The sequence below is a fragment of the Rubritalea tangerina genome (assembly GCF_042683245.1).
In the GTDB taxonomy this organism is placed as follows: Bacteria; Verrucomicrobiota; Verrucomicrobiia; order Verrucomicrobiales; family Akkermansiaceae; genus Rubritalea; species Rubritalea tangerina.
In genome coordinates this window covers 36,987-62,388 of the sequence record NZ_JBHUJB010000073.1, presented here as the reverse complement: position 1 = coordinate 62,388, position 25,402 = coordinate 36,987, and the positions used below count along the sequence as shown (strand labels likewise).

The window sequence follows — 25,402 nt, the reverse complement described above, 5'->3', positions numbered from 1 at the left end:
TATTTCCCAACTCAAGCGCATGGACAACAAACGTATCAGCTCCCTCGGCATCGCCGCAGCACTCACACTCAGCTCAGCAACCGCAAAGCATATCGAAATCATCTTGCTCACTGGTCAGTCGAACTCACTCGGCACCACCGCTAATAAAAAAGACACCGACCCGAGCAAACCACCCCTCGACCCGAGCGATAAACACATAGCCTTCTTCTGGAGTAATCGCTCGACCGCAGCAGCTGACGGCCCCGCTGCCATCATCGGAGACTCCGCTGGTAAAATTACCACCCTCCAACAACAACAAGGCCAAGGACGGAATACCACCTTCTGGGGGCCTGAAATCAACTTCGGCCGCAAACTCTACGCCTCAGGAAAACGGGACTTCCTGATCATCAAAGCCAGCCGAGGCGGTGGCGGCAACGGCCATTGGGTCAAAGGTCAACAGATGTACCAACACATCCTCAAAACCACCAATACCGCCACCGAAGCCCTCAAACAATCTGGCCACACCTTCACCTTCACCACACTCCTCTACCTCCAAGGAGAAAGTGATAATAACAAAGAAGCGCAGATCGCAGGCCAACGCTTCTCCGAGTTGCTCGCAAACCTCCGCAAAGACCTCCCAGAAGCCACTAACATGCAAGCTATCATCGGCGGTATCGCCCCAGTTGGTAAAAAACACGACACCGTCAGAGAACAACAAAAACAGCTCGCCGAAAGCCGCTCAGATATCCAGTACTTCTCAAACCTCGACCTGCAAAAACAACTCTACGATCGACTCCACTTCGATAAAGCCGCCAAACTCGAAATCGGCCACCGCTACTTCCAAGCCTACTCCAAAAAGTAAGCCACCATAACACCAAGGGTAAACTCCACACTCTGAGTTCGACCGCGCACCACAGACTTCTGCGCCAACCCGGACCTCTGTACCGAGTTTCCCCCCCAATAAAAAGACCCCGCTAGCATCACGCTCAGCAGGGTCTTTTGCTATCGAATAGTTACTACCGATTCGAAGGGGTCTAAGTCCTAAAATACAAAGGTTCAGAAAGAGGTGAAGGACAAAGCGATACCCATAGAGTTTTTTACTATCGATACTAACGGCGAACTACAAATCGCTAGTCAACTAAGGGTGGTTAAATTCGATGGAGGAAAACATATCAAGTTTTTGACCAATGTTCACTTTTCTGAAGATGTTGACTGATTTTACGTGTGAGCAAGAGGTTTTAATCCAGATCAGGAGATCGCTGTAACCTCTCGAACCGATCACCAGACAGAAAAATATAAAGACCCTGCAAATGTAATTGCAGCTAAAATACGACTCAAATGACAAGTGGCACATATCGGGTCCTAATTTTTTAGTAGCTGGTTCCGTTGATGATTAACACACTCAGAACCTTGAAGGAGCGATTCAGGATATTCCTGCAGACAAAGCTAAAAACGACATGAGCCATGTGACTCAACTAGGAGGAACCATTCGAAATGAAAAAGCCCTAAGGAGGAAACTGTTGGTTTGGCCTACTTCCCCAGCAACCAGACATTAGACATTAATAAACGGTATCACAACACAACCCGAATTACAGAGAGAGCTACAAAATATATCTTAGCCCATGAGATCTGTCATGTATTACTGGACCACTTAGGACATGTAAATGACCATACAAATTTACTGGGTATGGCGGTTAATCTGGACGCAGACAAGCAGAGGGCTAGGAAACGTCTAACCGCAGAACAAGAGAAGAAATTCTATAGCCATGAACATGTCGAAAAGATCACTCAATAAATATGCTTTACTTGCTGCGATACAGCTGTGCATCAGCGACTCAAAGGCTCATGAAAAATTGTCTAAAGACCAAGTCATGTTGGTTTTGGGGGCGCATTCTTCAACTCCTGAAATCATTGAGTATAAACGCTCACTCACGCCGAAGGAGTTCAAGTTTTTCGTAGACATGTATGTGAATGATAAAAGTCTAGAGCGATGGCCTGAAAGTCGTTTGTTAGCACTCATTGCTGGTAGGATGGAAGCTTTCGAAGCGCGCTCGATTGATTATAATCGCGATGCAGTACTTAAGCAGGTGATCGCTTCCACTATTGATCGAGATACTGGGCGGGAGCTTGTTTTAACTGAAGATTTTTTGCGCTACTATAGGCACTTCCGCCACCCAGATGTTAGAAAATTTGCAGAGGAACATAAAAACAGTCCTAACAAGTATGTCAAATTAGCCGCTGAGAGACTGATCTCTACACAAAGTAAGCCTGAAGATCCAATGCGCTTGGAAAAACAGGATCGAATTATTCGTAAGGAAATAGGTGATCCGACATATCGCTCTGAAAACAATTTCTACAACTTAAATAACGAAAAATCAGATGACCTGGAAACTCCTGATAAAGTTGAAGATGAGCCCCAAAGAAATAGCTATACATTACCCCTGTTCATCTTGATAGCCTTACCCTCCATCAGCGGCGTCATTATCTACATCAAGAAAAAGAAAGACTGAGGCACTATTCTTTCTTCAGTGCTCTATCAAAACCACACCTGGTCTGAGTCACTCTACTGAAGGGCCTTCAACCAGTCGACTCTTCCCCCCTTTCATTGTCCCGCTCAGTCAAATATAAGGGTGGAAATACAAATATTATCCAAAATACTAGACAGAGAGGCAAGACTCTCAATTTTTCGATATGTCTCTTAATCGAGTCTCAAAAAGGTTCTTGGTTCAATTCTAATTCTCAGCAGTGCTAGACTGCACTGGATCTGCGTTCTTATTCGGAAAGTTGAATTCCTCATACAAGCTAATGAACTCCTCTATCGTCGTTTTAGTCCCACGCTTCTTAATTGGTTTGCCCAAGGCCTTAGCCAAAGCTTCATCCCGGTCACGAGTCTCCAGAATCTCATTCAGATTGTTGATTCTGTTCTTTGCCTTCTTGAGATCATCTGTCTCCAGTCTCACAGACCACTGCTTACTCTGCCACATCGGACAATAACGACGGGAAGCTCCGTGAATGACACTTGTTCCTTTTTTGCCCCCATACAGGAAGTTTACGCACAGGCCCTAATCTAGTCTAAACACCTTTTCCTCAGCCCAATTGGAAAAAACATCAAATTAATCCACATCTCACCGAACTACTATGGACTATCCTCCCAAAGAAAAAAAGCTTCAAACCCTATAATTCAAGGGATTGAAGCTATTTTAGATCAAATCAAACTAGAACCAAGCGGCTCAAACTTTAGTCCAATTTTAAAATTCGTAATCGATGTAGAAGTTGAACTGCCCGCCCTTGTCGGCAACTGGATCCGGAGCGCGCAAGGGAATACCGTAATCCAAGGCAATTGGTCCAAATGGCAAGTTCATGCGCAAACCAACACCTGCATCAGAGTGGTAGTTGCTAAGCCCTAAATCCCAGCTATCCAAATTCACCACACCGGCATCGTAGAACACCGCTCCGCGCACTGATGATACTAGTGGCACGGAAAGCTCAACAGTCGCGTATGCCGCCGAATTACCACCAATCACACCACCCGTCGCTGGGTCACGAGGACCAACGTCGCGGTACTCGAAACCACGAAGGTTTCTTGCCCCACCTAAGAACTGACGATCGTAAATAGGTGTTGGCCCACTCGTGGTCTCAACCATGTTCACGGACCCGCCAAACTCTAAGATCGAATCGTACCAGAGGTTCCAGTACTTCGCCCCACTGAGGTTGAAGATGAATGAATCTGAGTTACCACCAAGGGATTCGAGAATACCTGTGATACCCGTATCAATCTTATGCCCTCTACGCGGCGTCTGCAGCGCATTACGGCTATCGTAAACATAACTGAGGCTCAATGCTGGTCGTGTGAAACGCCCACCCACTTCTTGGAAAAGTGAATTCGGTGGAACGTTGTTCTCAACATCCACGCGGATCTTCTCGTAACGCAAATCAAGGTTCACGTAGGAGCGATTCCCCAGCGGCTTACGCAGGAAGATCGCACCACCCACATTGCGCTGCTCGTAGTAATCACTCAAGTTCTGAGCGCCACGGTAGAACAACTCAGTTCCCAATGAAAGTCGCTGACCAAGGAACCAGGGCTCCGTAAGTGAGAGTCGGAAATCCTGGGTCTCAGCACCCAAACGTAAGTTCAAACCAAAGCGCTGACCACCCCCACGGAAGTTCCATGGGTTAGTGATATCAAAGTTGGTTTCCTCCACGTTGATGTAACCCACAATGCTGTCGATCGAACTAAACCCGAGACCGAAACTTAACTGCCCGGTGTTCTTTTCATCCACAATGATGTTGATGTCGCGGTAGCCGTCTTGAGCTGATGGTGAACCTTCTGCTACAACGTTAGAGAAGTAGTTGAGGCCCTGGAGACGCTGACGGGTGGTCTCCACATCTACCGAGTTGAAATTGTCACCTGGCTTCAATGGCACCTCACGGCGAATCACATTGTCCTTGGTCTTGTTGTTACCCTCAATAGTCACACGACCCACCTTGTAGGGACGCCCCTCAGTGATGCGATATGTGATGTTGATCACTCCAGGACCCGCATCACGAATGTCTGGATCTACAGTCGCATCCGCATACCCACGAGATCCATAGTAACTACGAATCGTGCGGATGTCTTTGCGCATCTTCTCAGAGGAAAATCCATCACCCGCAGTCAATGTCAGCACCGGCGTGAGCTCCTCAGAGCTGAATACCTTCATCGGCCCAGCAAACGCAATCTGACCCACGCTGTACTTAATGCCCTCATTGATATCCATCACCAAGTTGACTCTCCCCTTCGTGTCTGCCTCACGGCGGAACCCTGTGCTGGAAACGCGTAGGTAGCCACGGTTGCGGTAGTAATCTAAAACACGCTCTTCGTCCTCCTCCAAGTTCGTCACGTCGATGCGACCTGACTTCGTGAGAAATGAAAGAATCCCCTTCTCCTTGGTCTCCATCTCAGCCTTCAACACACGAGACTTGAAGGCATTGTTCCCTCTAAACTTAATGTGGCGCACCTCAGTCTGCGCCCCCTCTTCAATCGTAAAGATCAAGTCGGAGTACCCCTTGCGGTTCGTTGGCTGAATCCGATGACTCACAATCACATCCGGATAACCATAACCCTGGTAGTACTTCTCCAAATTCTGACGCGCATCAAAGATGATCGCATCGCTGATAGATACACCAGGCTTCAGCTTCGTCTCCTTCGCTAACTTCTTGTCAGTGAAATTCACATTCCCCGCAAATCCTACACCTGCCAACGCCGGACGCGTGACCACCTCAACAATCAAGTTCATCCCCGCCCCAGATTCCTCACCCGACATCTTCACGTCGTCCACCAATCCACTCTCAACTAATGAGCGAATGTCATCATCCAGTTTCTCAGCACTAAACTTCTGCCCGGATTTCACCGACATCAAGTTGCGAATACGTGCCTCATCCACTGTCTTGGCTCCTTTATAGCGAACCTGTACAGAGTTGATCTTCTTGTCAGTGAAGTCCTGAGCCATGGCCATCGTGCAGCCTAGCATCAGAGCAAACACACTCGTAAGCCCAGTGCGCAAGCGCTTCGGAGCAGTCAATTTTTTCATCAGGTGTTGCATGGTTTGTTAAGTAGAGCGAGCTAATATCCGCGAAGGCGGAATAACAACCGCTCACCACCTCAAGGTCAAGGCGAATCAATGACTTGCCACCCAACATTTCCGACACGCCTCCAGAATTTTACGATTTTTCCAAAAATCATCTTGCCTAAAACCGCCAAGCATGATTCTTTGCGCCCGCGCTCAGCGCAACCATTATGCGTCCCGTTCGTCTAATGGTTAGGACTCCGCCCTTTCACGGCGGCAATAGGGGTTCGAATCCCCTACGGGATGCCATTTATTCAATCTAAAAAGCTCACTGACCTCAGTGGGCTTTTTGGTTTTTAGGCATCACGCGGGATGAGAACGCAGTTCGACTGCCCAGCGTGCATCACGCAACCCAGATCAAAATGCCGAGGAGCATTTTGCAAGCTGCAGATCAGGAGCAGAGCGACAATAATCCCCTACGGGATGCCATTTATTCAATCTAAAAAGCTCACTGACCTCAGTGAGCTTTTTGGTTTTTAAGCATCACGCGGGATGAGAACGCAGTTCGACTGCCCAGCGTGCATCACGCAACCCAGACCAAAATGCCGAGCAGCATTTTGCAAGCTGCAGATCAGAAGCAGAGCGACAATAATCCCCTACGGGATGCCATTTATTCAATCCAAAAAGCTCACTGACCTCAGTGAGCTTTTTGGTTTTTAAGCATCACGCGGGATGAGAACGCAGTTCGACTGCCCAGCGTGCATCACGCAACCCAGACCAAAATGCCGAGGAGCATTTTGCAAGCTGCAGATCAGAAGCAGAGCGACAATAATCCCTACGGGATGAAGCCCCCTCTTACTTTTTCTCAATTCTAAGTCAGCATCCCCCCCTTGCGTCCTCTCCTCTTTACATCCAATGACAACAAAAATCACCTGCATCCTCATTTGTCTTAGCCACTTCCTCATGGCTGGTTTCCGAGTACCTAGCTCCACCCACACCATCGATTCCCTTGAAGAAGCCAAAGCCGAAGCCCTACGCACTCAGCGAGCACTGGTCATTCTAAAATCGGTAGAAAACTCCCAATGACCAAACTGTGATGCTGCCAGTTCGGCAGCTCTCAAAGCATTCAAGTCCGTCGGTGTCCTCGTCTTCATAGACGGTAAAAAAACCAAACAAAAAGACCTCCCGACCGGCATCAAACAACTCAAAGCAAAAGTGGCCAAAAAACTCCCAGTCGTCTTCGTCCTTTCCCCAGACGGCAGCAAAGGCATCGACGCATTCTCATACGAGACTCTTAAAAACGATGCTCGAAAAGCTGCACGCTCCATCGAACTCCCCCTCACGCCAGAGAATTCTGCCGAACAATCACCAACACCTGAATCCTCAGAAGCAAAACCAAAACTCCTCTGCGAAGCCCGCAATTGGACGAATGCCCAAGGCAAAACTCTCAACGCTGCCATCATTCACGCCACCCATTCACACGTCGACTTCCTGATCAAAGGGAAACAAGTACGCTACCCCATGGACAAACTCTCAAAACAAAGCCAACAAATGATCCGCGAACTCGTCAACTAATACCATTCTCCTCAGAATAACAACAGCCCCCAGCGCGATCTAACGCATTGAGGGCTGATTAATAATAAAACAAAGTACCCTTAGGCCTTTCCGATCCCGTATGCTTTGAAACCAATCGTCTCAAGCGCATCGAGGTCTAAAATGTTGCGCCCGTCAAAAATGTGCGCTGGCTTTACCATACTTTGATAAATCGCTGAGTAATCGAGTTCCTTGAAAGCATCCCATTCGGTGAGAACTAAAGCAGCATGCGCACCATCACAGGCTTCCTCAGCTGAACTTGCGATCTGCACTTTGTCACTCGTAAGTGCTTTGATCTCCTCGGCCGGAACCTGCGGGTCGTAGACAACAATGTCAGCTCCCTCTTCTAGCAAGTCGCGGCAAATATAAATCGCTGCAGACTCACGTGTGTCATTGGTGTCCTTCTTAAAGGCGAAACCTAGCACTGCTACGCGCTTCCCTTGAAGTGTATTGTAGAGACTGTGAATTACCTTCTGGGTGAAGCGCTTGCGCTGGTAATCATTGATCTTAATCACCTGACGCCAATACTCAGCCACATCGCGTAAACCAAAGTGCTCACACAAATAAACCAAATTTAAGATGTCCTTCTGGAAACACGATCCACCAAAGCCAACGGAAGATTTGAGGAACTTTGGCCCAATCCGGCTGTCCTTACCGATCGCATTAGCAACTTCGTCTACATCAGCGCCTGAGGCCTCACACACTGCAGAAATCGCGTTGATCGATGACACGCGCTGCGCCAAGAAAGCATTAGCCACTAACTTGGAAAGCTCCGATGACCAAACATTCGTAGTGATGATGTTCTCGCGGGGCACCCAGCGGTTATAAATATCCACCACGGTCTGCACCGCCTTTTGCCCAGTCTCCGTGCTGTCCCCACCAATCAAAACGCGGTCTGGGTTCTCCAAATCAGATACCGCGGTACCCTCCGCCAAAAATTCAGGATTTGAAAGTATCTCAAAGAGATGTCCTTTCTCATAACCCTCAAACACGCTCTTGATCAACTCAGCAGTGCGCACTGGAACCGTTGACTTCTCAATCACAATCTTCGGCCCTTCACACACTTCAGCGATCATGCGCGCACAACCTTCCACGTAGCCGAGCTCAGCTGCCTGCCCAGCCCCAATACCATAGCTCTTCGTTGGTGTGCCTACCGATATGAAAATCACATCCGCCGCCTTGATATGCTTCTTAACTTCCGTTGAGAAAAACAAGTTCTTGTCTCGGCGTTGCTCCACTAGCTCCTGCAACCCTGGCTCATAGACCGGTAGTGCATCAGAGTTCCAAGCCGCAATACGAGCTTCGTTCAAATCCACCACTGCTACTTCAATGTCCGGACATTTCTGCGCAATCATTGCCATCGTTGGACCTCCAACATAGCCAGCACCAATACAACAAATCTTCATAGGCTTTTCTTCGGGGTAGTGATTTTGGTCATGGCGTATCCACTGTAACCGCCATCTCAAAAAGTTGCGTCGGTATAACAGCCAACTCAAACATGTCCACTCTAGATCAAAAATTCTTCCCCCATAGAAGTGACTATTCCGCCCCAACATCCCCACAACGCCCTGGCTCCAAAATATGCCAATAATCTAGTCTCGCCAAGCCCCCCCATTGCCCATAACACTCATCTGCAAAAACAATCACTCCATGCCAGTTCTTTCATTCCAACCGATCTACCAAACACGCGTCTGGGGCGGCCGTAAACTCGAATCCATCTACCAACGCCCCCTCCCGACCTCAGACCCCTACGGGGAATCTTGGGAAATTTCAGATCGCCCAGAAGCGCAATCCATCGTCACCTCTGGCCCTTATCAAGGCGAAAGCCTCCACTCCCTCTGGCAAAACCAACGCGCTAAACTCTTCGGCCCCTACCAGTCCGAACGCTTCCCCCTCCTCATCAAAATTCTCGACGCACAAACCGACCTCTCCATCCAGGTCCACCCGCCACAACACCTCGCCGCCTCACTCAATGGCGAACCCAAAACCGAAATGTGGTATATCGCTCACGCCGAACCCGATGCCAAAATCTACGTCGGACTCAAACAGGGCACTACAAAAGAAGCCTTCGAACAGGCACTCAAACAAAGCTCCCCAGAAGAACTCGTCCACGCCATCTCCCCAAAAACCGGTCAGTCCATCCACATCCCCTCAGGAAGACTCCACGCTATCGGTGCCGGCCTCGTCATCTACGAAATCCAACAAAATTCCGATACCACCTACCGAGTCTTCGACTGGAACCGCCTAGGGCTCGACGGCAAACCGCGTGAACTTCATATCGAGGAATCCCTTCAATGCATCGACTTCCAGGACTTTGAGCCGACCATGGACACCCCACAGGGCAACACACTCGCGGTATGCCCCTACTATAAAGTCGATTCGTTTTCGCTCACCACTGCTGAAACGATCGCCAACCCAGACTCGGACCGCTTTTCCATTCTCACCGTCGTTAGTGGCTCCATCTGCGACCAAGAGGGCACGAGCTATGGCCCCGGGAGCTTCCTCCTCGTCCCAGCCGGAGACTCACCTCTCACAGCCGAAACCGAGAGCCTAGTCCTCCAAACCACACTTCCCGTAGAATAATACCAGCGCTCCATGCTTTGTCTGCCCCCACATCGCGCCTAGTATGGCCTGTCTTGAAGTGCGAACTTCACTAGCTCCTAACAACTCTTCGTGCCATGCTCAAAGCCGTATTAGCCTTCTTCTGCCTGATCAACTTCCCCCTCCTCGCTCGTGAACAATCTTTCACCGACCGCGATGGGCTCACCTCGTGGATCTACACCCCCGATCGCATCCAGCGCAATAAAACCTACTGGGTCGTCGTTGGCGTCCACGGCTACCGTGGCCATGGCAAAGGCGCTGCAGGTCTCGCCTCCTGGGTCAAAGGCTACCAACCAGATTGTATCGTCGTAGGCCCCTCGTTCAACGATGGCTACCAAGCTGCCCCCAAGAAAGATTGCGACAAACTCCTCTCCATCGTCGAAAGACTCGGCAAAAAATACAAATTACACCCGCGTATCTTCGTCTATGGCCACTCCGGTGGCGCCCAGTTCGCCCATCGGTTCCTCTTCAAATACCCCAATAAAATAGCCGGATGCTCCGCTCACTCGGCTGGCACATGGGAACTGAATATCCCCAATACCCTCACCAATATCCCCTGTGCCTTCTCTTGCGGTGAACGTGACACCGGAAAAGCCTTCCCACAAGCCCCCTACTCACGCATCGAGTTCTTCAAACACTTCGAACAAAATATCAAAAAACTCCCACTCAAATCCCTCGAAATCACTACCCTCCCCAACGCTGGACATGCTCCCGATCCCGAAACCCTCGCCATGACCAAGCGCTGCTACACACGTGCTAAACGCACTTTCTCCAGCCCGTCCCCTTAAGCCCCCCCATTTCTCTCCTTGACCCACCCCCCCCATCTCGCGCTAATCTATCATACACCTATGATCAAAACATGCGCATCCGTGCTGCTGGCTCTTTGCAGCACCCTACTACTTCAGGCTAAAGAGCAATCCTTCAAAGACAGTGACGGCCTCACCTCGTGGATCTACACACCAGATAAAATAGACCCCAATAAAACTTACTGGGTCGTCGTCGGTGTCCACGGCTACCGCGGCAAAGGCAAAGGCGCTGCAGGACTCGCCTCCTGGACAAAAGCGCCAGATGCGGACTGCATCGTCCTCGGCCCATCCTTCCACAATGGCTACCAGTCAGCCCCCGACAAGGACTGTAAAAAACTCCTCAAAATGGTCAAACAACTCGAAAAAGACTACAAAATCCACGACCGTATCTTCGTCTACGGCCACTCCGGCGGCTCCCAATTTGCCCATCGATTCCTCTTCAAAAACCCACGAAAAGTCGCGGGCTGCTCCGCCCACTCCGGCGGCACTTGGGAACTCAAAGTCCCCAGCAACATCCGCGATATCCCCTGCGCCTTCTCCTGTGGAGAAAAAGACACCGCCAAGTCCTACCCACAAGCCCCCTACTCACGGATCGATTTCTTCAAGCGCTTCCAAAAAAACGTCGAAAAACGTAAACTCAAGTACCTCGAAATCAAAACCATCCCTGACGCAGGACACCGCAGGCACAAAGAAACCCTCGCCATGACCAAACGTTGCTACGCACGTGCCAAAGAGCAATTCGCTAACTAAGCCCCGCAATGTGACAATCTTGTGAGTTTCTCCCATTCTATTTGTAATCAACCACTTCACAGGCTAAAAGCCCCATAAATTAACCTCGGATAGAAGTATCGGAGTTAGTTTTCCTTAGAGAGGCGCAGCGCGGTTGCTGCGCCTCTATCTCTCTCATACCACTGAGCGATACAGAATGGTCAGAATGAGCTTGTAGAATGACAACGAGGACATTCTGTAAGAAAACCCGATCTACTCTAAAATCGCGTAGCGCAAACTTCACAAAACGAACCTCACTCCATTCGTCTATTCCGAGTCGAGAGATGGGATAAAGTCCATTCACCTACCCACAAAATGGTTGTGATCAGGACACAAAAAAACGCTTCCTTGCAGAAAGCGTTCGTAGAAAAAATGGTGCTCGAGGGGGGAATCGAACCCCCACGGCCGCAATGGCCACTAGATCCTTAGTCTAGCGCGTCTACCAATTCCGCCACCCGAGCAAGGTGATAATTTGGTGCGGCGCCGTTCTAGTGGAAATTCCCAAAGAGGCAAGGAAATCTTTGCATCTTTTTTCCCCTGTGCTTCCTTCCCTCCCACAAGCCACTCTGTGACAATTACCCCCATCCGTCATTTTTTCTCCCCCATCCCCCAAAAGCGACGTCACAGCCATCCCCGAACTTGCCACCACAGGCCTCCTCCTCATCGGCCTCACCACCGCCACCCTGCGCCGCCGCAGAAACTAATCCCCCACCCCAATGCTGGCTAACTCCCATAAGAAACAAAAATTGTTAGGTAATGTTAGCTGCCACTTTTCTGATCGAGTCTGCTATCATGATCTATCTCCCTATTTGGAATAAAACGATCCATTCCACAACATTCTTCCCTTTATAAATCTCGCTAGACATTGTAATCTACAAGAGTGCCAATCTCCGCTTTACTCTAAAGCAACAAGGAAAAGCACCCAACCAAGCAATACGATTATGAGTGAAGAAACCAGCAACCCTCAAGAAGAAGAAAAGCGCCAGTTCGAATCCTTTTCTGATGCTTTTGACCAAGCAAGCCACGATGCGAAAGAGCGTGCCAAACAAGCCGCCCCTAAGCTCAAAGAAACCATCGCCAATGGAGCATTCGATGCCGCCTACGGTCTTGCATACGGAGCAGTCTTCGCTGGCACCTTCGCCCATGAACTCCTCCCACAGGGCCTCAAAGATGGTCTCGAAAAAGGAGCTCAAGCAGGGAAAGAAGCAGCTCGTAAAGCGAGCGAGAAGGCAAAGGAACATTTCTCTTCGCCAGAAACTCCACCTGTAAGCGAGCCCCTTGAACTACCTGAGGCTCCCCCCGCCCAAGCGTAGGGCCCGCTCTCATTTTTTTCATGTATGTGTGTGAACTCCAGCTGCCCTCAAGGTGCTGGATAGGTAGCCCGCCTGATGCAAATCAGGCGGGTATTTTTTTCCACTCAAAACCAGAACCAACCACAAACTCACTCCTGAACATCACAACTGAATGACAACGATGACATTCTGCAAGATAATCCGATTTACTCTAAAATCGCGAAGCGCAAACTTCACAAGACTCAACCACACTCCACTCGTCTATTCCGAGTCGGGAGATGGTATAAACCCTCCGCTTCACCTCTTATAACCCGCCACGAGACTACCTACTCTACAGCTTAAAGATCCGCTTGAGCCTAGCATACGCTCCCTCATATGGAGGAAAGAGCGCTAGAGGGTCAGGTATGAAATAGCGCTTGGTTACTGCATGAGCCGCAGTGAATGCCTCGAAGCCCCACTTTCCCCGATAGCGCCCGTGACCACTCGCCCCCACTCCACCAAAGGGAAGCCGTAAGTTGGTCATGTGCTTCATAATGTCATTAATACATGTCCCACCCGAAGGCGTGTGCCGCTGCACCGCACGAACAAATGACGCATCCCTCGAGAAAATATAACAAGCCAACGCCCCTTCCTGACGCGGCAACTCTCCTAGATCCTCAAAAGTAACTATCGGTAAAATTGGCCCAAAAATCTCCTCCCGCATCAAGGCGGAATCAAGCTTCGCCTCCAGCACGATCCTCGGTGCCATCCAGTTTTCCGCAGGCCTATCAATGCCATAAACTTCCACCTCCTGCCCGTCACAGAGATCTAGTAAACGGTCGTAATGCGCCATATGTACCAACTTAGCCATCTCCTCCCAACCCTCTATCCCACTCCGCATCTTTCCTCTCAATGCCTCAGTGAATGCCGCCGACACATCCTTGTGCACAGCCACATAATCCGGGGCAACACAGGTCTGTCCCGCATTCATGAATTTACCTAACAGAATCCTCTCAGCTGCAATTTCTACATCTGCATCACGCCCCACATAACAAGGGCACTTCCCACCAAGTTCTAACACAGAAGGCACCAACTTTGAGGCGGCCGCCAAAGCAACCTTCCTCCCCACCCCTGTACTCCCCGTAAAGAAAACCATCTCATAATCCTGACCTAACAAATCTTCAGCCAGCTCCCCCCCTCCATGCAAAACACTCACATGGCTAGGATCGAACACAGCTTCGACAATCTCGCCTATCACCCGAGCAGTCGCCGGAGTATGCTCAGACGGCTTAACCACCACAGTGTTACCTGCAGCTACTGCAGATATCAATGGAGCCATCACGAGTTGGAATGGATAATTCCAAGGACCAAATAACAACACCCTGCCAAAGGGCCGACGCTCCACCCAGCTGCGTGCTGGCAAAAAATACCATGGTGTCCCCACTCTTTGCGGTCGACACCAATACCGCAATCGTTTGCTCGTGAAATCTAACTCCTGCAAAGTAAACACGAGCTCCGCCATATACGCCTCGACCTCAGGCTTCCCCAAGTCATCCGCAAATGCCTCCATCAACACCTCTTCACGCTGGCAAATCGCATCGCGAAGCGCCTGCAGCGCTATCAGCCGCTGGCTAACATCCAGTGTATGTCCCGCATCAAAGTATGCCTTCTGCCGCTCGAGCAATTCAGATAGAGCTTCTGCCATACTTTAGCCTACCACGGCTTCCACATTCCTCAATTTCTAGTTCGCCAAAAGAACCCAGCTCAGGGCTTTGTGGACAAATCGCATTTTGCGTCTAAACTGGTGGATGATGCCGACTAGCAACAAATCCGTTATTGTCATAGGAGCTGGCTTGGGCGGGCTCTCCGCCGCCATCTCACTGCGCGCCGCTGGCTATGCAGTCACCATTTATGAGAAGAATGCCCAAGTCGGCGGCAAACTCAACCACCTCGAAAAAGACGGATTCAGCTTCGACCTCGGCCCCTCGATCTTCACCCTACCACAAATTTTTGAAGCCCTCTTCAAACGTGCCAACCGCAAGATGGACGACTACGTCAAACTCGTACCAGTTACCCCACATTGGCGAAACTTCTTCGAAGACAATACCATCCTCGACCTCTACCAAGAGCCCGACCTGATGCGCAACGAGCTCAATAAATTACAGGGCTCAGCCGACCACCATTGGCAACAACTCGAAAAATTCCTCGCCTACGCACGCCAACAATACCAAGCCACTGAAGATGGCTACTTCGATAAAGGTATCGATACCATGTGGGAATTGATCCGCCATTACCACATCCGCTTACTCACCGGGAAAATCGATTACAACCGAACCATGTCTGAGGCCATCTCCCAACATTTCGATGACCCCTACCTCAGGTCCATCTTTGAGTACTTCATCAAATACGTAGGTTCCTCAGCACTCGCCTCACCCGGCTACATGAATCTCATGCCCATCATCCAATTCGACTACGGGCTTTGGTACGTCGACGGCGGCATGTACGCACTCGCCCAAGGGCTCGAGAAACTCGTCAAAGAACTCGGAATCACCCTCCACCTCAACCATGAAGTCGCACAACTCCATACACACGACAACGCCATCACCCAAGTCGCCTTTGCCGATGGCTCATCCGCTCAAGCAGACTGGGTCGTCAGTAATATGGAGGTCATCCCCGCCTACCGCGACCTCCTAAAAGAAGACCCAAGCTTCACCCAAACACTCGAAAAAAAGTTCGAACCCGCATGCTCAGGCCTCGTCATCCATATCGGCACCGACCGAGAATACCCACAACTCGCACACCACAACTTCTTCTATTCTCAAAACCAATCAAAACACTTCCATACCGTCTTCGATAAACATCGATTGCCCGATGACCCAACCATCTACCTCGTCGCCCCCACCCGTACCGACCCCAGCAAAGCCCCACCCGGCCACGACAACCTCAAAATCCTTCCCCATATCCCCCCACTCCAAGACGACCATACCTTCACGGAGTCCGACTACCTCGAACTCGAAGAACGCGTCCTCATAAAATTAGAGCGCATGGGACTCACCGACCTGCGCAAGCACATCGTCACACGCGACGTGCTCACACCTTTCGATATCGAACGCATGTACCGATCTAACAAGGGATCCGTCTACGGAGTCGTCACCGACTGGAATAAGAATAAAGGCTTCAAAGCCCCTAAGAAGAGCAGCAAGTATAACAACCTCTACTTCGTCGGTGGCTCAGTCAACCCCGGCGGCGGCATGCCAATGGTCGTTCTTAGCGGCCAAAAAGCTGCAGATAGAATCATCGCCGAGGACCAATAAGCCATGCCTCCCCTCGCTGCCATCATCCTCCTCCAGCTCAGCTTAGTTTGCTGGAGCATCGCCTGGCGGCTGAGAATTGGCTACCGCTGGCTCCCTCCATCCGGTCAAAACAACGCGAAACTCTCAATCATCATTCCAGCCCGCAACGAGGAAGGCAACATCCAGAAACTTCTCACTAGCCTCACCGCACAATCCCACCCACCTCTCGAAATCATCGTCGTCGACGACCACTCTAACGACGCGACGGCAGAACGCGCCCGCCAAGCTGGAGCCCATGTGCATCCAGCCGCTCCACTCCCCGATGCTTGGAAAGGAAAGCCCTGGGCCTGCCAACAAGGCGCCGCCATCTCGCACGGCGATTGGCTACTTTTTCTAGACGCAGACACCCAGCTTGAACCAAACGGGCTCAACCGCATCCTCCAGCTTTGCACCGCACCTAACAAGGTGCATTCCATCTGCCCCTTCCATCATACCCTGAATCCTTATGAACAACTCTCCGGAGTTTTCAACATACTCATGGCTTCAAGCCTGCTAAGAAAAAATGAGGCAGACCTTTTTGGTCAAGCCCTCCTCATCCACCGCAAGAGCTACGCTCTGATTGGAGGCCACAGCCAAGTTGCCGCCGCCACTCTCGAAAACCTCCAACTCAGCAAACGCTGCCACGACATGGGCTTAGATACCAATTCCTACCTAGGCCGGGGCGTCCTGCAGATGCGCATGTTTCCTCTCGGCTTGGATCAGCTCACTCAAAGTTGGCGCAAAGGCCTCAAGGAAGGTAAAGAAGCCACAAGCTCCCCCCAATTCCTAACCTCTATCGTCTGGATCTCAGCCATGAACCTCTGGTGGATCGCATGCCTCATAAGCCTCTTCGGCACCACCCCCGCTAGCTTAGCCACCCTCACCCTGCTCTACCTCCTCATCACACTCCAGTTCCATATTCTCCTCAGTGACGTCGGCCGCTTCTCATGGTGGACGCGCTTCCTCTGGCCCCTCCTCATCCTCCACTACCAATGGCAGTATTTCCATGGGCTCCACGACATCAAGCAGGGAAAACCATGTGTCTGGAAAGGTCGCCATGTCTAACCTAACCATCATCCTCATCAATGCCATCGGCATCCCTTGCACCCACCTGGCTATCTCCTGTCTCTGCACCCGCCTTCCACTAAAGTACTTTTCAAAGCCAAGGATTTTCCTCAAGACCGCCCGATGGGAATCACACTTCTATAAACACTTCCTACGTGTCCACCGATGGAAACACCTCCTCCCCGACGGTGGAGCTTGGTTCGCAGGCTTCAAAAAAAGCACCCTATCCCATCACTCCTCTCAGTACCTTGAAAGATTTCTTTTTGAAACCCAACGTTCTGAAATCTGCCACTGGCTTCAGATGCCAGCTATCGCTACCTTTGCTCTCTGGACGCCAGCACCCTGGCACCTCGTCATCCTCGTTTACGCCATCGCCTCTAACCTCCCAAGCATCATCATCCAACGCTATAACAGAGCGCGCTTAAACAACTTATTGTTGCGCCTTAGAGGACAAGATCGCTGAGACGGTCAAATCAACAAAGCTCCCCAAGCCTCCGTTGTATTGAATCACACCTTCCTTATCGAGAACGTAACAAACAGGTGATTGGGTCACACGGTATGTTTGAAACAAGCTGCCACTGGGGTCTGAGAAGTTCTTACCCACCGCCTTACCTCCTGCTTCAATCTGTCGCAAATTCGTCAATGGGTCACGGTTCACCCCCACAATCTGAACGGGTTTCCCAGCATAGGTTTGCTCCAACTTTCTGAGATAATCGAGCACTTCAACGGGCTGCTCCCAACTCGTCCAAAAAACGAGCACCACGACCTTCCCCCTATAGTCACTCAACTGCATAGGTAGCATCTTGCTGTCGCTCCCCTTCAAATTCGGCGCAACCGATCCCTTCGAGAGCTTGGTCATCCGGTAAATTTCCTCTTTCGCCAAGTCCGCGAGTGTCACTTCACCCACTTTAGTGTCCGCCGCATTGATAATCGCTTTGCGAATAAGATCTAAACGACGACGGTTGATGGCCTGGCTGTCCCCCATCTTCGCCAAGGTCCCCGACAAGGCCAAACATGCCTGACCTCGAATCGGTTTCGGCAAATTACTATCCACCACCGACTCAATGAATTTTAGCTTCTTCGATGTCAGCTGCAAACGCGAGGCATTCTCAACATCCCAATCACCCGCTGTCGTTAAGCCTAAGCAAAAACCTCCTAACTGCGGCGAGTTCCAATGCGACTTCTTTGTGAATTCAATCAAGTGAGCAACCCCCTGAGCACTCAGACCCGGATGGTTATTGAGTAACCACACCACGTAAGGCATCGTCCAAGCATCATTGAGGTCGTTGCCAATCTCCCCCACCATGCGCTTACCATAAGCCTCCGCATCTGGGCGCTTCTCCCACACTGCCAACTTTTGTGCAGAGGAACGCGCCGCTAACATCTCCTGCTTCCACTCCAACTCTGCCAATCGATGCTCTTTCACAATGCGCTCAGCTCCCGCAGCAGATCCTGCCGTGAGTATCGCATTGCCAGCTAACCAGGCACCAAAAATCAGAGTGAGTCGCTTCATGGCGGCAAAATACCAATCGTTTGCCCGATGACAAGCACGGGAATCAATTTAGCTGCCCCCCCTCAAGAGCTCAGCACCCACATCCTAAAAAAATGAGAGGCTCAGATGCCCCCCATTCAATAAAAGTCGTCGTTTAGACAATGCCAAGAGCCTTGTCAGCACGATCGCGCTCGCTGCGGTAACGCCCAGCGTCATCAGCCAGCACCTCACCATAAGAACTTACCATCTCCTTCAGCCCCTTCTGCCAAGCCGCGCTCGAAACCTCATCAGCAAAGCATCGCTCAAGCACCTCAAGTATGATGGACACAGAAGTGGATGCCCCCGGAGAAGCCCCCAACAATGCTGCAATCGTTCCATCCTGAGAAGCCACAACTTCTGTACCAAACTGTAACTTACCTCCGACTTCTGGGTCTTTCTTAATGATCTGCACACGTTGACCTGCAGTCACCAAAGTCCAATCCTTTTCCTCAGCGTCTGGGAAAAACTCACGCAACACCTCAACTCGGTCTTTATGCGTGTTAACACATTCTTGGTAGAGATACTCGGTCAGTGTCATGTTATCACGACCCACTGCCAACATCGGCCCCAAGTTGTCTGGCTTCACAGAGGCCACTAAATCAAATACGGAACCACGCTTGAGGAACTTCGGTGAGAACCCTGCATAGGGCCCAAACAACAAACTCTTCTTGCCGTCAATCACTCGAGTATCAAGGTGTGGCACTGACATCGGTGGTGCCCCTACAGCTGCTTTACCATAAACTTTCGCTGCGTGCTTTTCGATGATCTCCTCGTCCTGACAGACTAAGAACTGCCCACTCACTGGGAAACCTCCAAACCCCTTACCCTCGCGAATACCTGACTTCTGGAGCAACTTCAGTGAACCTCCGCCTGCACCAATGAAAACAAACTTGGCGTAAATCTTCTCTGAACTCAGTTCCCCATCTTCGCGCACACGCACCTTCCAACCACCTTCGCTGGTGCGGTCAATGTCTCGCACGCTCGTCTCAGTCGCTATGCTCACTCCATCCAGAGAAACCAAGTGGTTAATCAAAATCTGTGTCAGGGAGCCAAAATCAATGTCCGTTCCTCCATCCACACGCGTCGCCGCTATTTTCTCATTCTCACCACGCCCCTCAGATAACAATGGAGCCCACTTGCCAATCTCAGCTACGTCCTCAGAGTATTCCATCTCACCAAAGAAATGGTGCTCAGCCATCGCTTGAAAACGCTTCGATAGAAAATCAACACCATCTTCACCACGCACAAAACTCATGTGCGGCACCTTGCGTATAAAGTCCTCCGGTGCATCAATCACACCTTGCTCAACCAAGTACGCCCAAAACTGCTTCGATTGCTCGAATTGCTCGTTGATCTTCACCGCCTTATCAATCGTCACAGAGCCATCTGCGTGCTGAGGCGTGTAGTTGAGCTCACAAAGCGCAGCGTGCCCAGTCCCAGCATTGTTCCATGCATGAGAACTCTCTAACGCAACACTCGGCAATGATTCAATAATCTGAATAGTCGTCTCTGGCCTTAATTGCTTGAGCATCACGCCCAAAGTCGCGCTCATGATTCCGCCCCCAATCAGGACAACATCAGGGTTGTTATTCAGTTCCGTAGTGCTTGCTTGCTGTGTGCTCATAATGCGATACTCCCTAGGTGAAAATCGGTGGCGCACCGCGTATGACACAAGATGCTAGTTGTCAAACCCATCCGTATTCATTCACTCCAGAGATTTGATTTGCCAGCCACTCACCCAACCGTAATAGTGCCTGCAACACCACACACTCTCCCCCTGGCACATGCCAATACGATCCCAGCTCACAATGTATTCCATCACGCATGTATCTACCCAGTATCAGCATCTGCGGCGTCGTTGATTTTCCCAAAATCGCCCGCTCTCCCTTCACCCACATCATCTCCATCTGGCACCCAAACCCTAGCCTCGCATCATTCCAAAAACAAATGCATGTCGGCTTCCCAAAAGCCAATATCCACTTTGCAACCTTCGACGACACAGAAGTCACCAACAATGGTGTCCCGCCCGTTCACGAAGATGTCCTAGGATGCCTCGAATACGTGCGCTCCATCCCCGAGGACTCCCAACTCCTCATCCATTGCATGGCCGGCATCTCCCGATCCACCGCCACCGCCATGACCATTATCAGCGACTTCTATGGCCCAGGGAGTGAACGCGATGCCGCCCTTAGCGTGCGAGAAATTCGCCCCATCGCCAACCCCAACAGACTCATCCTCAGCATCGCCGATGAGATTCTCGACCGCAAGGGAGCACTCAGCCATGCCGCCGACTCAGTTTTCGGTAAATCTCTCGGGGAAAGAAATAAAGGCTGGTAAAGCTGACTCCGGCTATGCTCTTGATATGATTCGCAGTTTGCTCCCCTCGAGCGCAATCACTGCTTCCCCTGTCTCGCTGCGCCCGCCTATGTCGAATTGAATCGTCTCAGCCGATGCCACGCCTCCTAGCACTACTAAACATAGCAGTGAAGCCCTTGGTCTTCTTTTCATTGTGTGGTTTTTGTGGGTTTCTTTAAAGGCATTACCATGCCCTTGCCTATAGTCCCCACACACACATAACTTGATCGAATATTCCTATCTATAACTCCATCACAACCTAACAGTTAAACCCAACAATCCCTTATAAAAACTAACATCCAACCACTCACCCAATACCCAGAAAAATTTTCAAAACCCTCACCACCCTCCCGTCATACAGGTCGACACCCAAGCGCCCACTCTGACACAAACTCCTGCTTTTTATTCTGCAAAAATCGATTACAATAAGGCCAATTGACTCTCATTTTTTGCCATGAAACTGCAAGACAAACTCGACAACATCCGTGAAGGCTTTGAGCGCCAAGCTCCCGAGGAATCTCTCACCATTATGCACAATGCTACCGCTGCTCTAGAACGCAGCGGACTCGCTGATCGCTCCATCCACATCGGTGAAGTCATGCCAGACTTCAACCTCATTGATACCGAAGATAACTTCGTCTCACTCTCTGACCTCCTTGAAAATGGCCCCCTCGTCATCAACTTCTTCCGAGGCTTTTGGTGACCCTATTGTACCGCAGAGCTGGATGCTCTGAATCAAGTCACTGAACAAATTCGTGAAGCCGGCGCTGAACTCATTACCATCAGCCCACAAAGCGATAGCCACAACAGAAAAATGGAACGTGAGCACAAACTCAAATTCCACCTGCTCCACGACCCCAACCTCGCGGTCGCCGATACCATAGGCATCGGTCACACCCTCCCACCTGAACTCCAAGAAGTCTACAGCCAGTTCGGTGTCAACCTCCCCGAAATCAATGCCATGGATACCTGGCGCCTCCCAATGCCCGCACGTTACGTCATTGACGAAACAGGCGTCGTCCGCGACCGCCAAGTCCACGCCGATTACACCGTCCGCCCAGAACCCAGCGAAATCCTAGAGGTTCTCCAAAAACTCAAAGAACGAGCCGCCTAGTGTGGTGTCAGAGAGCTAATGGACATCATTGCGAAAGGTAATTTTCCTGATCAATAAGGCTATAAGAAGTCCTAAATAGACATTCCCGACTGCCTGTGTCCCCACGTGTCCCCACCACAGCACCCTCAAATATAACGCCCCCACAAACTCACTCCCTTATGAGACATCTCTGAGAATCACTATGTGAGCTACAACTCAGAACCCTCAATCCCACAAAAACAGGCGGAATCGCCACCGCCTGCTTCCTCACTGCGCAACCACATTAACGAGCAGCACTATCCAGAGCCGCTTGTAACTTCGCTTCATCCTCGTGCGCCAAAGAACTCTGAAGTATCTTGCCTCCATACTCAGCAATCCTTGGCACCACCTTGTCGCTGGTCACACTCCGTACTAAAATAAAGAGTGCAGAACCATCCGCATCGAGCGTGCTAGAAAGTTCCTTCATCATATCATCATTGATCCCTAGGTCGGTAAGAGCACCAGAGACAGCACCTGCTCCAGCGCCAGCGGCAAAACCAAGTAAGGGATTTAAAAAGATTAAACCAATCAACATCCCCCAAAACCCTCCAGAGGCTGCACCTGCTGCCGTCATATTCACCGCCTGATTTAACTTCACCTTCCCCTTTGCGTTCTTGGTCGCAACCACGGCATCCTCTAAATCAATAAGGTAATCTTGCTGTGCCTTTAGAAGCTCGAGGCGTACTTCTTCTGCTTTAAATTTGTCGTCATAAACGACTGCTACGAATGTATTCATTGTTTTATTATTTTTGTTAGTAAATTCTATCAGACTCTAGCATCTTCTTTCTCTTTTTGAATCAGCTTTCTTGTTAAAAAAAAGTCATAGAGACCAAGCCCCAATGTGAGAGGTGAAAGCACTAGCAACACACTCCCTAAAGCTGTATAGACAGCATGCTCCATAAGCTTGAGAAAGCCCACTCCAGTGAGGCACATCGCAATCGATGCATTACAATATGTCAGTAAGGTCCTGCGGTTGGCCAGACTCGTCCGCAACAAGGCCAACTGCATGTCATCTCTCTCGCGACGTTCGTGAAGCTTTTTACCCATGATCTGCCACAACACTGATTATCCCAAAATGAGCACCTGTATTGATGCCGCACCAAAAATGTCGGCCTACCTCACATAACAACTGTCTCTAAAATCTACCCATAAAGAGAGATTTTCTAACACAGTGCTCAGCCGATTGAAAGAAGGAACTGTGACACACACTCCTACCCCAACGACATCCTAAGATAGGGCTCTCCCCCATCAATACAAGCACATCAAATGGGTACTCGCTATGCGAGGGCCTGCACGAATCGCTCAGCGATCTCCCTCGCCTCACCATCAGCCGCAATCAAATCCTCCAAAGTCTCACCTGGGTTCCATTCGTGCGCGTCCATAGTTTGCTCAACCACTTTCCAAATGTCAGTGAAACCAATGTCTCGGCTGACAAAGGCATCCACTGCCACCTCATTGGCCGCATTGTAAACTGCTGGAAGCGTCCCACCCTCACTACCCGCCCGAATCGCTAAATCGATCGCTGGGAAAACATCGCGCCGAGCATCTTCAAACTCTAACTTCGCCAATTCAGCGAAATTCAGCGGCTTCAAACCATTCGGTACACGCTCCGGATAGGTGACCGCATACTGAATTGGGAAACACATATCCGTTGTGCTCAATTGCGCAAGCACACTGCTGTCAGCAAATTCCACCATGGAATGCACAATACTTTGCGGATGCACAATCACATCCACCTTATCCATCTCCACACCAAATAACCACCTAGCCTCTATCATTTCCAATCCCTTGTTAAACAAGGTTGCCGAATCAATCGTAATCTTTCTCCCCATCTCCCATGTCGGGTGCTTGAGCGCCTGCTCTAACTGCACATCCGCGAGGTCCTCTTCAGGCCAAGTCCTAAATGGCCCCCCCGATGCCGTCAAAATCAGCCGACTAATCTCTTTGCTTTCTCCCGCGTGCCCTTCCAAACACTGGAAAATCGCATTGTGCTCAGAGTCTACGGGTAACACTTTCACCCCCTTGCGCTCGGCAGCAGCCATGACTAACTCACCAGCCATCACCAAAATCTCCTTGCTTGCCACCGCCAATTCCTTGCCAGCCTCAATCGCTGCGAGAGCCGGTTGTAAACCCGCTGTCCCAACAATCGCCACTAACACCATGTCAGCCCCTTCTAGTTCCGCTAAACGAACTAAGCCTTCAAGCCCCGTGTATATCTCCACACCTTCACCTACTGCCGCCCTTAGCTCAGCCTCCTTCTCCTCGTTGTAAATCGCCACGTGCTTTACCCCTGTCTCAGCAACCTGTTGGGCAAGTGCATCCACACTATTCGCCGCCGCTAACCCCACAATCTCCATGCGCTCCGGAATTTCTCCCGCAACTTTGAGCGTACTCGTGCCTATCGACCCCGTAGACCCCAACAATACAACCTTCTTCCGCTTCATATATTCTCTCTCCTTAGATCACCCAGTGAAGATAAAAGTAAAGTGCTGGAGCGGTGAAACATAAGCTGTCTATCAAATCTAACGCTCCACCAATTCCAGGTAAGGTATTCCCACTGTCCTTTACCTCCAGACTTCTCTTGATCACCGACTCAGCTAGATCTCCCACCACCGTCAGCAGTGAAAGTAAAATACATAAACCTACCACATGCCCCCAGCCCCCTAAGACTGCAAGAGCCTCTTGTTGCCACGCATAAAGTCCACAACCAATCCCCATCGCCCACACTATCGCTCCAAAGAACCCCTGCCACGTCTTCCCTGGGCTAATATGCGGGATCATCTTATGCTTACCGATCAGCGAACCAGTACAGTATGCCCCAATATCCGTAAACTTTGTCACACACACTAACCACAATAATAGCCACGCCCCAGGAACTGCCCCTTCACACTCAGGTACAAATAATATTCTCCCCAAAAAGCTAAATAAAAACGGGATGTACAAGAAACTCAGTACCGTACTCGCCACCGCGATCAATGGCTTCTTGCCATCGATCGGCTCGCGCAGCTGAAAAATAAAACTAGAGAGCACAACCAAAGCAATCGCCGTTCCATCCACTGCCCCCAGGAGATCAAATGCACCACTCCCCATCGAGGCCAGTAAATAGGCTACAAGCAAGGTGTACCCTATCGATACCACGCGCCCCCAACGGATCTGACTCGGTAGCCCACTGATCCCTATCATCCGATACAGCTCCATACTCGCTGCAATCGATAAAAAAGCCACAAGTGCTAAATAAGCCCATGGATTCATGCTGACAAAGGTTCCCCCTACGATCCCAAATAACAGAACCGTACTGAAGAGTCTTGCGGCAAATACCTGAGCCTTTGATTTTCCATCACTCATGCGTCACAGCATCCAAACCAGCTGCTTGGTATTTTGCAATGAGATTCACTGATAATTTCCGCCACTCTACCAAATCGC

24 protein-coding genes, 2 tRNA genes and 1 pseudogene are annotated in these 25,402 nt (G+C 50.4%); 16 read left to right on the top strand and 11 right to left on the bottom strand.

The window, feature by feature from the left end; translation table 11 throughout:
* Window positions 1–19 precede the first annotated feature (19 nt).
* On the top strand, window positions 20–841 hold the full coding sequence (locus ACFSW8_RS14895) for a sialate O-acetylesterase (RefSeq protein WP_377086966.1): 822 nt from the start codon (window positions 20–22) through the stop codon (window positions 839–841).
* A gap of 910 nt (window positions 842–1,751) precedes the next feature.
* The gene (locus ACFSW8_RS14890) at window positions 1,752–2,489 is read left to right on the top strand and encodes a hypothetical protein (RefSeq protein WP_377086970.1); all 738 of its coding nucleotides are present in this window, start codon (window positions 1,752–1,754) and stop codon (window positions 2,487–2,489) included.
* Between the two features lie 222 nt (window positions 2,490–2,711).
* Here ACFSW8_RS14890 and ACFSW8_RS14885 read toward each other — a convergent pair whose 3' ends face one another.
* Together ACFSW8_RS14885 and bamA are read right to left on the bottom strand one after the other, a co-directional pair.
* On the bottom strand, window positions 2,712–2,939 hold the full coding sequence (locus ACFSW8_RS14885; protein ID WP_377178638.1) for a hypothetical protein: 228 nt from the start codon (window positions 2,937–2,939) through the stop codon (window positions 2,712–2,714).
* Between the two features lie 288 nt (window positions 2,940–3,227).
* The gene (gene bamA / locus ACFSW8_RS14880) at window positions 3,228–5,561 is read right to left on the bottom strand and encodes an outer membrane protein assembly factor BamA (protein WP_377178636.1); all 2,334 of its coding nucleotides are present in this window, start codon (window positions 5,559–5,561) and stop codon (window positions 3,228–3,230) included.
* 198 nt (window positions 5,562–5,759) lie between these two features.
* On the opposite strand from bamA, the gene ACFSW8_RS14875 reads away from it, so the two are divergent.
* From ACFSW8_RS14875 to ACFSW8_RS14865, 3 genes are all read left to right on the top strand, one after another.
* A tRNA-Glu gene (locus ACFSW8_RS14875) sits at window positions 5,760–5,834 on the top strand.
* 606 nt (window positions 5,835–6,440) lie between these two features.
* The gene (locus ACFSW8_RS14870) at window positions 6,441–6,611 is read left to right on the top strand and encodes a hypothetical protein (RefSeq protein WP_377178634.1); all 171 of its coding nucleotides are present in this window, start codon (window positions 6,441–6,443) and stop codon (window positions 6,609–6,611) included.
* Window positions 6,612–6,740: 129 nt separating this feature from the next.
* On the top strand, window positions 6,741–7,100 hold the full coding sequence (locus tag ACFSW8_RS14865) for a hypothetical protein (protein ID WP_377086986.1): 360 nt from the start codon (window positions 6,741–6,743) through the stop codon (window positions 7,098–7,100).
* 80 nt (window positions 7,101–7,180) lie between these two features.
* Here the strand turns inward: ACFSW8_RS14865 and ACFSW8_RS14860 are convergent, their stop codons facing one another.
* The gene (locus tag ACFSW8_RS14860; protein WP_377091381.1) at window positions 7,181–8,524 is read right to left on the bottom strand and encodes a UDP-glucose 6-dehydrogenase; all 1,344 of its coding nucleotides are present in this window, start codon (window positions 8,522–8,524) and stop codon (window positions 7,181–7,183) included.
* A 244-nt stretch (window positions 8,525–8,768) separates the two neighbouring features.
* On the opposite strand from ACFSW8_RS14860, the gene ACFSW8_RS14855 reads away from it, so the two are divergent.
* From ACFSW8_RS14855 to ACFSW8_RS14845, 3 genes are all read left to right on the top strand, one after another.
* Window positions 8,769–9,701 (top strand): type I phosphomannose isomerase catalytic subunit, encoded by a 933-nt coding sequence (locus tag ACFSW8_RS14855; RefSeq protein WP_377086989.1) that lies wholly within the window; start codon window positions 8,769–8,771, stop codon window positions 9,699–9,701.
* A 95-nt stretch (window positions 9,702–9,796) separates the two neighbouring features.
* Entirely contained in the window at window positions 9,797–10,507 is a 711-nt protein-coding gene (locus ACFSW8_RS14850; protein WP_377086990.1) for an alpha/beta hydrolase family protein, read from the top strand.
* Window positions 10,508–10,567: 60 nt separating this feature from the next.
* Window positions 10,568–11,275 (top strand): hypothetical protein, encoded by a 708-nt coding sequence (locus tag ACFSW8_RS14845; protein ID WP_377086992.1) that lies wholly within the window; start codon window positions 10,568–10,570, stop codon window positions 11,273–11,275.
* A 391-nt stretch (window positions 11,276–11,666) separates the two neighbouring features.
* Here the strand turns inward: ACFSW8_RS14845 and ACFSW8_RS14840 are convergent.
* Window positions 11,667–11,754 (bottom strand) — tRNA-Leu (locus ACFSW8_RS14840).
* A 129-nt stretch (window positions 11,755–11,883) separates the two neighbouring features.
* Between ACFSW8_RS14840 and ACFSW8_RS14835 the strand changes: the two genes are divergently transcribed.
* Both ACFSW8_RS14835 and ACFSW8_RS14830 read left to right on the top strand, forming a co-directional pair.
* Window positions 11,884–11,997, top strand: a complete 114-nt coding sequence (locus ACFSW8_RS14835) for a PEP-CTERM sorting domain-containing protein (RefSeq protein WP_377178678.1) — start codon at window positions 11,884–11,886, stop codon at window positions 11,995–11,997.
* Between the two features lie 237 nt (window positions 11,998–12,234).
* Window positions 12,235–12,606, top strand: coding sequence for a hypothetical protein (locus ACFSW8_RS14830; protein ID WP_377086997.1), 372 nt, complete (start codon window positions 12,235–12,237; stop codon window positions 12,604–12,606).
* Between the two features lie 310 nt (window positions 12,607–12,916).
* On the opposite strand, the gene ACFSW8_RS14825 is transcribed toward ACFSW8_RS14830, so the two are convergent.
* The gene (locus ACFSW8_RS14825) at window positions 12,917–14,269 is read right to left on the bottom strand and encodes an aldehyde dehydrogenase family protein (protein ID WP_377087001.1); all 1,353 of its coding nucleotides are present in this window, start codon (window positions 14,267–14,269) and stop codon (window positions 12,917–12,919) included.
* A 103-nt stretch (window positions 14,270–14,372) separates the two neighbouring features.
* Here ACFSW8_RS14825 and ACFSW8_RS14820 point away from each other — a divergent pair, with 103 nt between their 5' ends.
* Genes ACFSW8_RS14820 through ACFSW8_RS14810 form a run of 3 tightly spaced genes read left to right on the top strand, consistent with a single transcriptional unit; the run spans window position 14,373 to window position 17,424 of the window.
* Window positions 14,373–15,878 carry a phytoene desaturase family protein gene (locus ACFSW8_RS14820; RefSeq protein WP_377178632.1) on the top strand — a complete coding sequence of 502 codons (1,506 nt, stop codon included), beginning with the start codon at window positions 14,373–14,375 and terminating at the stop codon, window positions 15,876–15,878.
* 3 nt (window positions 15,879–15,881) lie between these two features.
* Window positions 15,882–16,961, top strand: coding sequence for a glycosyltransferase family 2 protein (locus tag ACFSW8_RS14815; RefSeq protein ID WP_377087006.1), 1,080 nt, complete (start codon window positions 15,882–15,884; stop codon window positions 16,959–16,961).
* A complete protein-coding gene (locus ACFSW8_RS14810; protein WP_377091383.1) occupies window positions 16,954–17,424 on the top strand; it encodes a glycosyl-4,4'-diaponeurosporenoate acyltransferase CrtO family protein in 471 nt (156 codons plus the stop codon). Before ACFSW8_RS14815 ends, ACFSW8_RS14810 begins: the two co-directional genes overlap by 8 nt.
* Here the strand turns inward: ACFSW8_RS14810 and ACFSW8_RS14805 are convergent.
* Together ACFSW8_RS14805 and mqo are read right to left on the bottom strand one after the other, a co-directional pair.
* Entirely contained in the window at window positions 17,392–18,474 is a 1,083-nt protein-coding gene (locus ACFSW8_RS14805) for a redoxin domain-containing protein (protein WP_377087008.1), read from the bottom strand. The genes ACFSW8_RS14810 and ACFSW8_RS14805 overlap by 33 nt on opposite strands.
* A 133-nt stretch (window positions 18,475–18,607) precedes the next feature.
* Entirely contained in the window at window positions 18,608–20,116 is a 1,509-nt protein-coding gene (mqo, locus tag ACFSW8_RS14800; RefSeq protein ID WP_377091384.1) for a malate dehydrogenase (quinone), read from the bottom strand.
* A 200-nt stretch (window positions 20,117–20,316) separates the two neighbouring features.
* On the opposite strand from mqo, the gene ACFSW8_RS14795 reads away from it, so the two are divergent.
* The 3 genes and pseudogenes from ACFSW8_RS14795 to ACFSW8_RS14785 all read left to right on the top strand — a co-directional run.
* Window positions 20,317–20,829: a hypothetical protein gene (locus ACFSW8_RS14795; RefSeq protein ID WP_377087011.1), complete on the top strand. Its 513-nt coding sequence runs from the start codon at window positions 20,317–20,319 to the stop codon at window positions 20,827–20,829.
* A 472-nt stretch (window positions 20,830–21,301) separates the two neighbouring features.
* Window positions 21,302–21,550: a hypothetical protein gene (locus tag ACFSW8_RS14790; RefSeq protein ID WP_377087015.1), complete on the top strand. Its 249-nt coding sequence runs from the start codon at window positions 21,302–21,304 to the stop codon at window positions 21,548–21,550.
* Between the two features lie 12 nt (window positions 21,551–21,562).
* Window positions 21,563–21,961 (top strand): annotated as a pseudogene (locus ACFSW8_RS14785) (redoxin domain-containing protein); the annotation flags it as partial.
* A 262-nt stretch (window positions 21,962–22,223) separates the two neighbouring features.
* Here ACFSW8_RS14785 and ACFSW8_RS14780 read toward each other — a convergent pair.
* From ACFSW8_RS14780 to ACFSW8_RS14765, 4 genes are all read right to left on the bottom strand, one after another.
* Window positions 22,224–22,715 carry a DUF1269 domain-containing protein gene (locus tag ACFSW8_RS14780; RefSeq protein ID WP_377087019.1) on the bottom strand — a complete coding sequence of 164 codons (492 nt, stop codon included), beginning with the start codon at window positions 22,713–22,715 and terminating at the stop codon, window positions 22,224–22,226.
* A gap of 29 nt (window positions 22,716–22,744) precedes the next feature.
* Complete coding sequence (locus ACFSW8_RS14775) at window positions 22,745–23,026, bottom strand: DUF202 domain-containing protein (protein WP_377178630.1); 282 nt, start codon at window positions 23,024–23,026, stop codon at window positions 22,745–22,747.
* A gap of 230 nt (window positions 23,027–23,256) precedes the next feature.
* Window positions 23,257–24,423: a 1-deoxy-D-xylulose-5-phosphate reductoisomerase gene (locus ACFSW8_RS14770; RefSeq protein WP_377087022.1), complete on the bottom strand. Its 1,167-nt coding sequence runs from the start codon at window positions 24,421–24,423 to the stop codon at window positions 23,257–23,259.
* A gap of 13 nt (window positions 24,424–24,436) precedes the next feature.
* Window positions 24,437–25,324 (bottom strand): phosphatidate cytidylyltransferase, encoded by an 888-nt coding sequence (locus ACFSW8_RS14765; RefSeq protein WP_377087024.1) that lies wholly within the window; start codon window positions 25,322–25,324, stop codon window positions 24,437–24,439.
* Window positions 25,325–25,402 lie beyond the last annotated feature (78 nt).

Bases quoted from the DNA above. Each gene is read 5' to 3' on its own strand.
- ACFSW8_RS14895 (WP_377086966.1), top strand. From the start codon at position 20: ATGGACAACAAACGTATCAGCTCCCTCGGCATCGCCGCAGCACTCACA.
- ACFSW8_RS14890 (WP_377086970.1), top strand. From the start codon at position 1,752: ATGTCGAAAAGATCACTCAATAAATATGCTTTACTTGCTGCGATACAG.
- bamA (WP_377178636.1), bottom strand. From the start codon at position 5,561: ATGCAACACCTGATGAAAAAATTGACTGCTCCGAAGCGCTTGCGCACT.
- ACFSW8_RS14870 (WP_377178634.1), top strand. From the start codon at position 6,441: ATGACAACAAAAATCACCTGCATCCTCATTTGTCTTAGCCACTTCCTC.
- ACFSW8_RS14860 (WP_377091381.1), bottom strand. From the start codon at position 8,524: ATGAAGATTTGTTGTATTGGTGCTGGCTATGTTGGAGGTCCAACGATG.
- ACFSW8_RS14855 (WP_377086989.1), top strand. From the start codon at position 8,769: ATGCCAGTTCTTTCATTCCAACCGATCTACCAAACACGCGTCTGGGGC.
- ACFSW8_RS14850 (WP_377086990.1), top strand. From the start codon at position 9,797: ATGCTCAAAGCCGTATTAGCCTTCTTCTGCCTGATCAACTTCCCCCTC.
- ACFSW8_RS14845 (WP_377086992.1), top strand. From the start codon at position 10,568: ATGATCAAAACATGCGCATCCGTGCTGCTGGCTCTTTGCAGCACCCTA.
- ACFSW8_RS14830 (WP_377086997.1), top strand. From the start codon at position 12,235: ATGAGTGAAGAAACCAGCAACCCTCAAGAAGAAGAAAAGCGCCAGTTC.
- ACFSW8_RS14825 (WP_377087001.1), bottom strand. From the start codon at position 14,269: ATGGCAGAAGCTCTATCTGAATTGCTCGAGCGGCAGAAGGCATACTTT.
- ACFSW8_RS14820 (WP_377178632.1), top strand. From the start codon at position 14,373: ATGATGCCGACTAGCAACAAATCCGTTATTGTCATAGGAGCTGGCTTG.
- ACFSW8_RS14815 (WP_377087006.1), top strand. From the start codon at position 15,882: ATGCCTCCCCTCGCTGCCATCATCCTCCTCCAGCTCAGCTTAGTTTGC.
- ACFSW8_RS14810 (WP_377091383.1), top strand. From the start codon at position 16,954: ATGTCTAACCTAACCATCATCCTCATCAATGCCATCGGCATCCCTTGC.
- ACFSW8_RS14805 (WP_377087008.1), bottom strand. From the start codon at position 18,474: ATGAAGCGACTCACTCTGATTTTTGGTGCCTGGTTAGCTGGCAATGCG.
- mqo (WP_377091384.1), bottom strand. From the start codon at position 20,116: ATGAGCACACAGCAAGCAAGCACTACGGAACTGAATAACAACCCTGAT.
- ACFSW8_RS14795 (WP_377087011.1), top strand. From the start codon at position 20,317: ATGTATCTACCCAGTATCAGCATCTGCGGCGTCGTTGATTTTCCCAAA.
- ACFSW8_RS14790 (WP_377087015.1), top strand. From the start codon at position 21,302: ATGAAACTGCAAGACAAACTCGACAACATCCGTGAAGGCTTTGAGCGC.
- ACFSW8_RS14780 (WP_377087019.1), bottom strand. From the start codon at position 22,715: ATGAATACATTCGTAGCAGTCGTTTATGACGACAAATTTAAAGCAGAA.
- ACFSW8_RS14775 (WP_377178630.1), bottom strand. From the start codon at position 23,026: ATGGGTAAAAAGCTTCACGAACGTCGCGAGAGAGATGACATGCAGTTG.
- ACFSW8_RS14770 (WP_377087022.1), bottom strand. From the start codon at position 24,423: ATGAAGCGGAAGAAGGTTGTATTGTTGGGGTCTACGGGGTCGATAGGC.
- ACFSW8_RS14765 (WP_377087024.1), bottom strand. From the start codon at position 25,324: ATGAGTGATGGAAAATCAAAGGCTCAGGTATTTGCCGCAAGACTCTTC.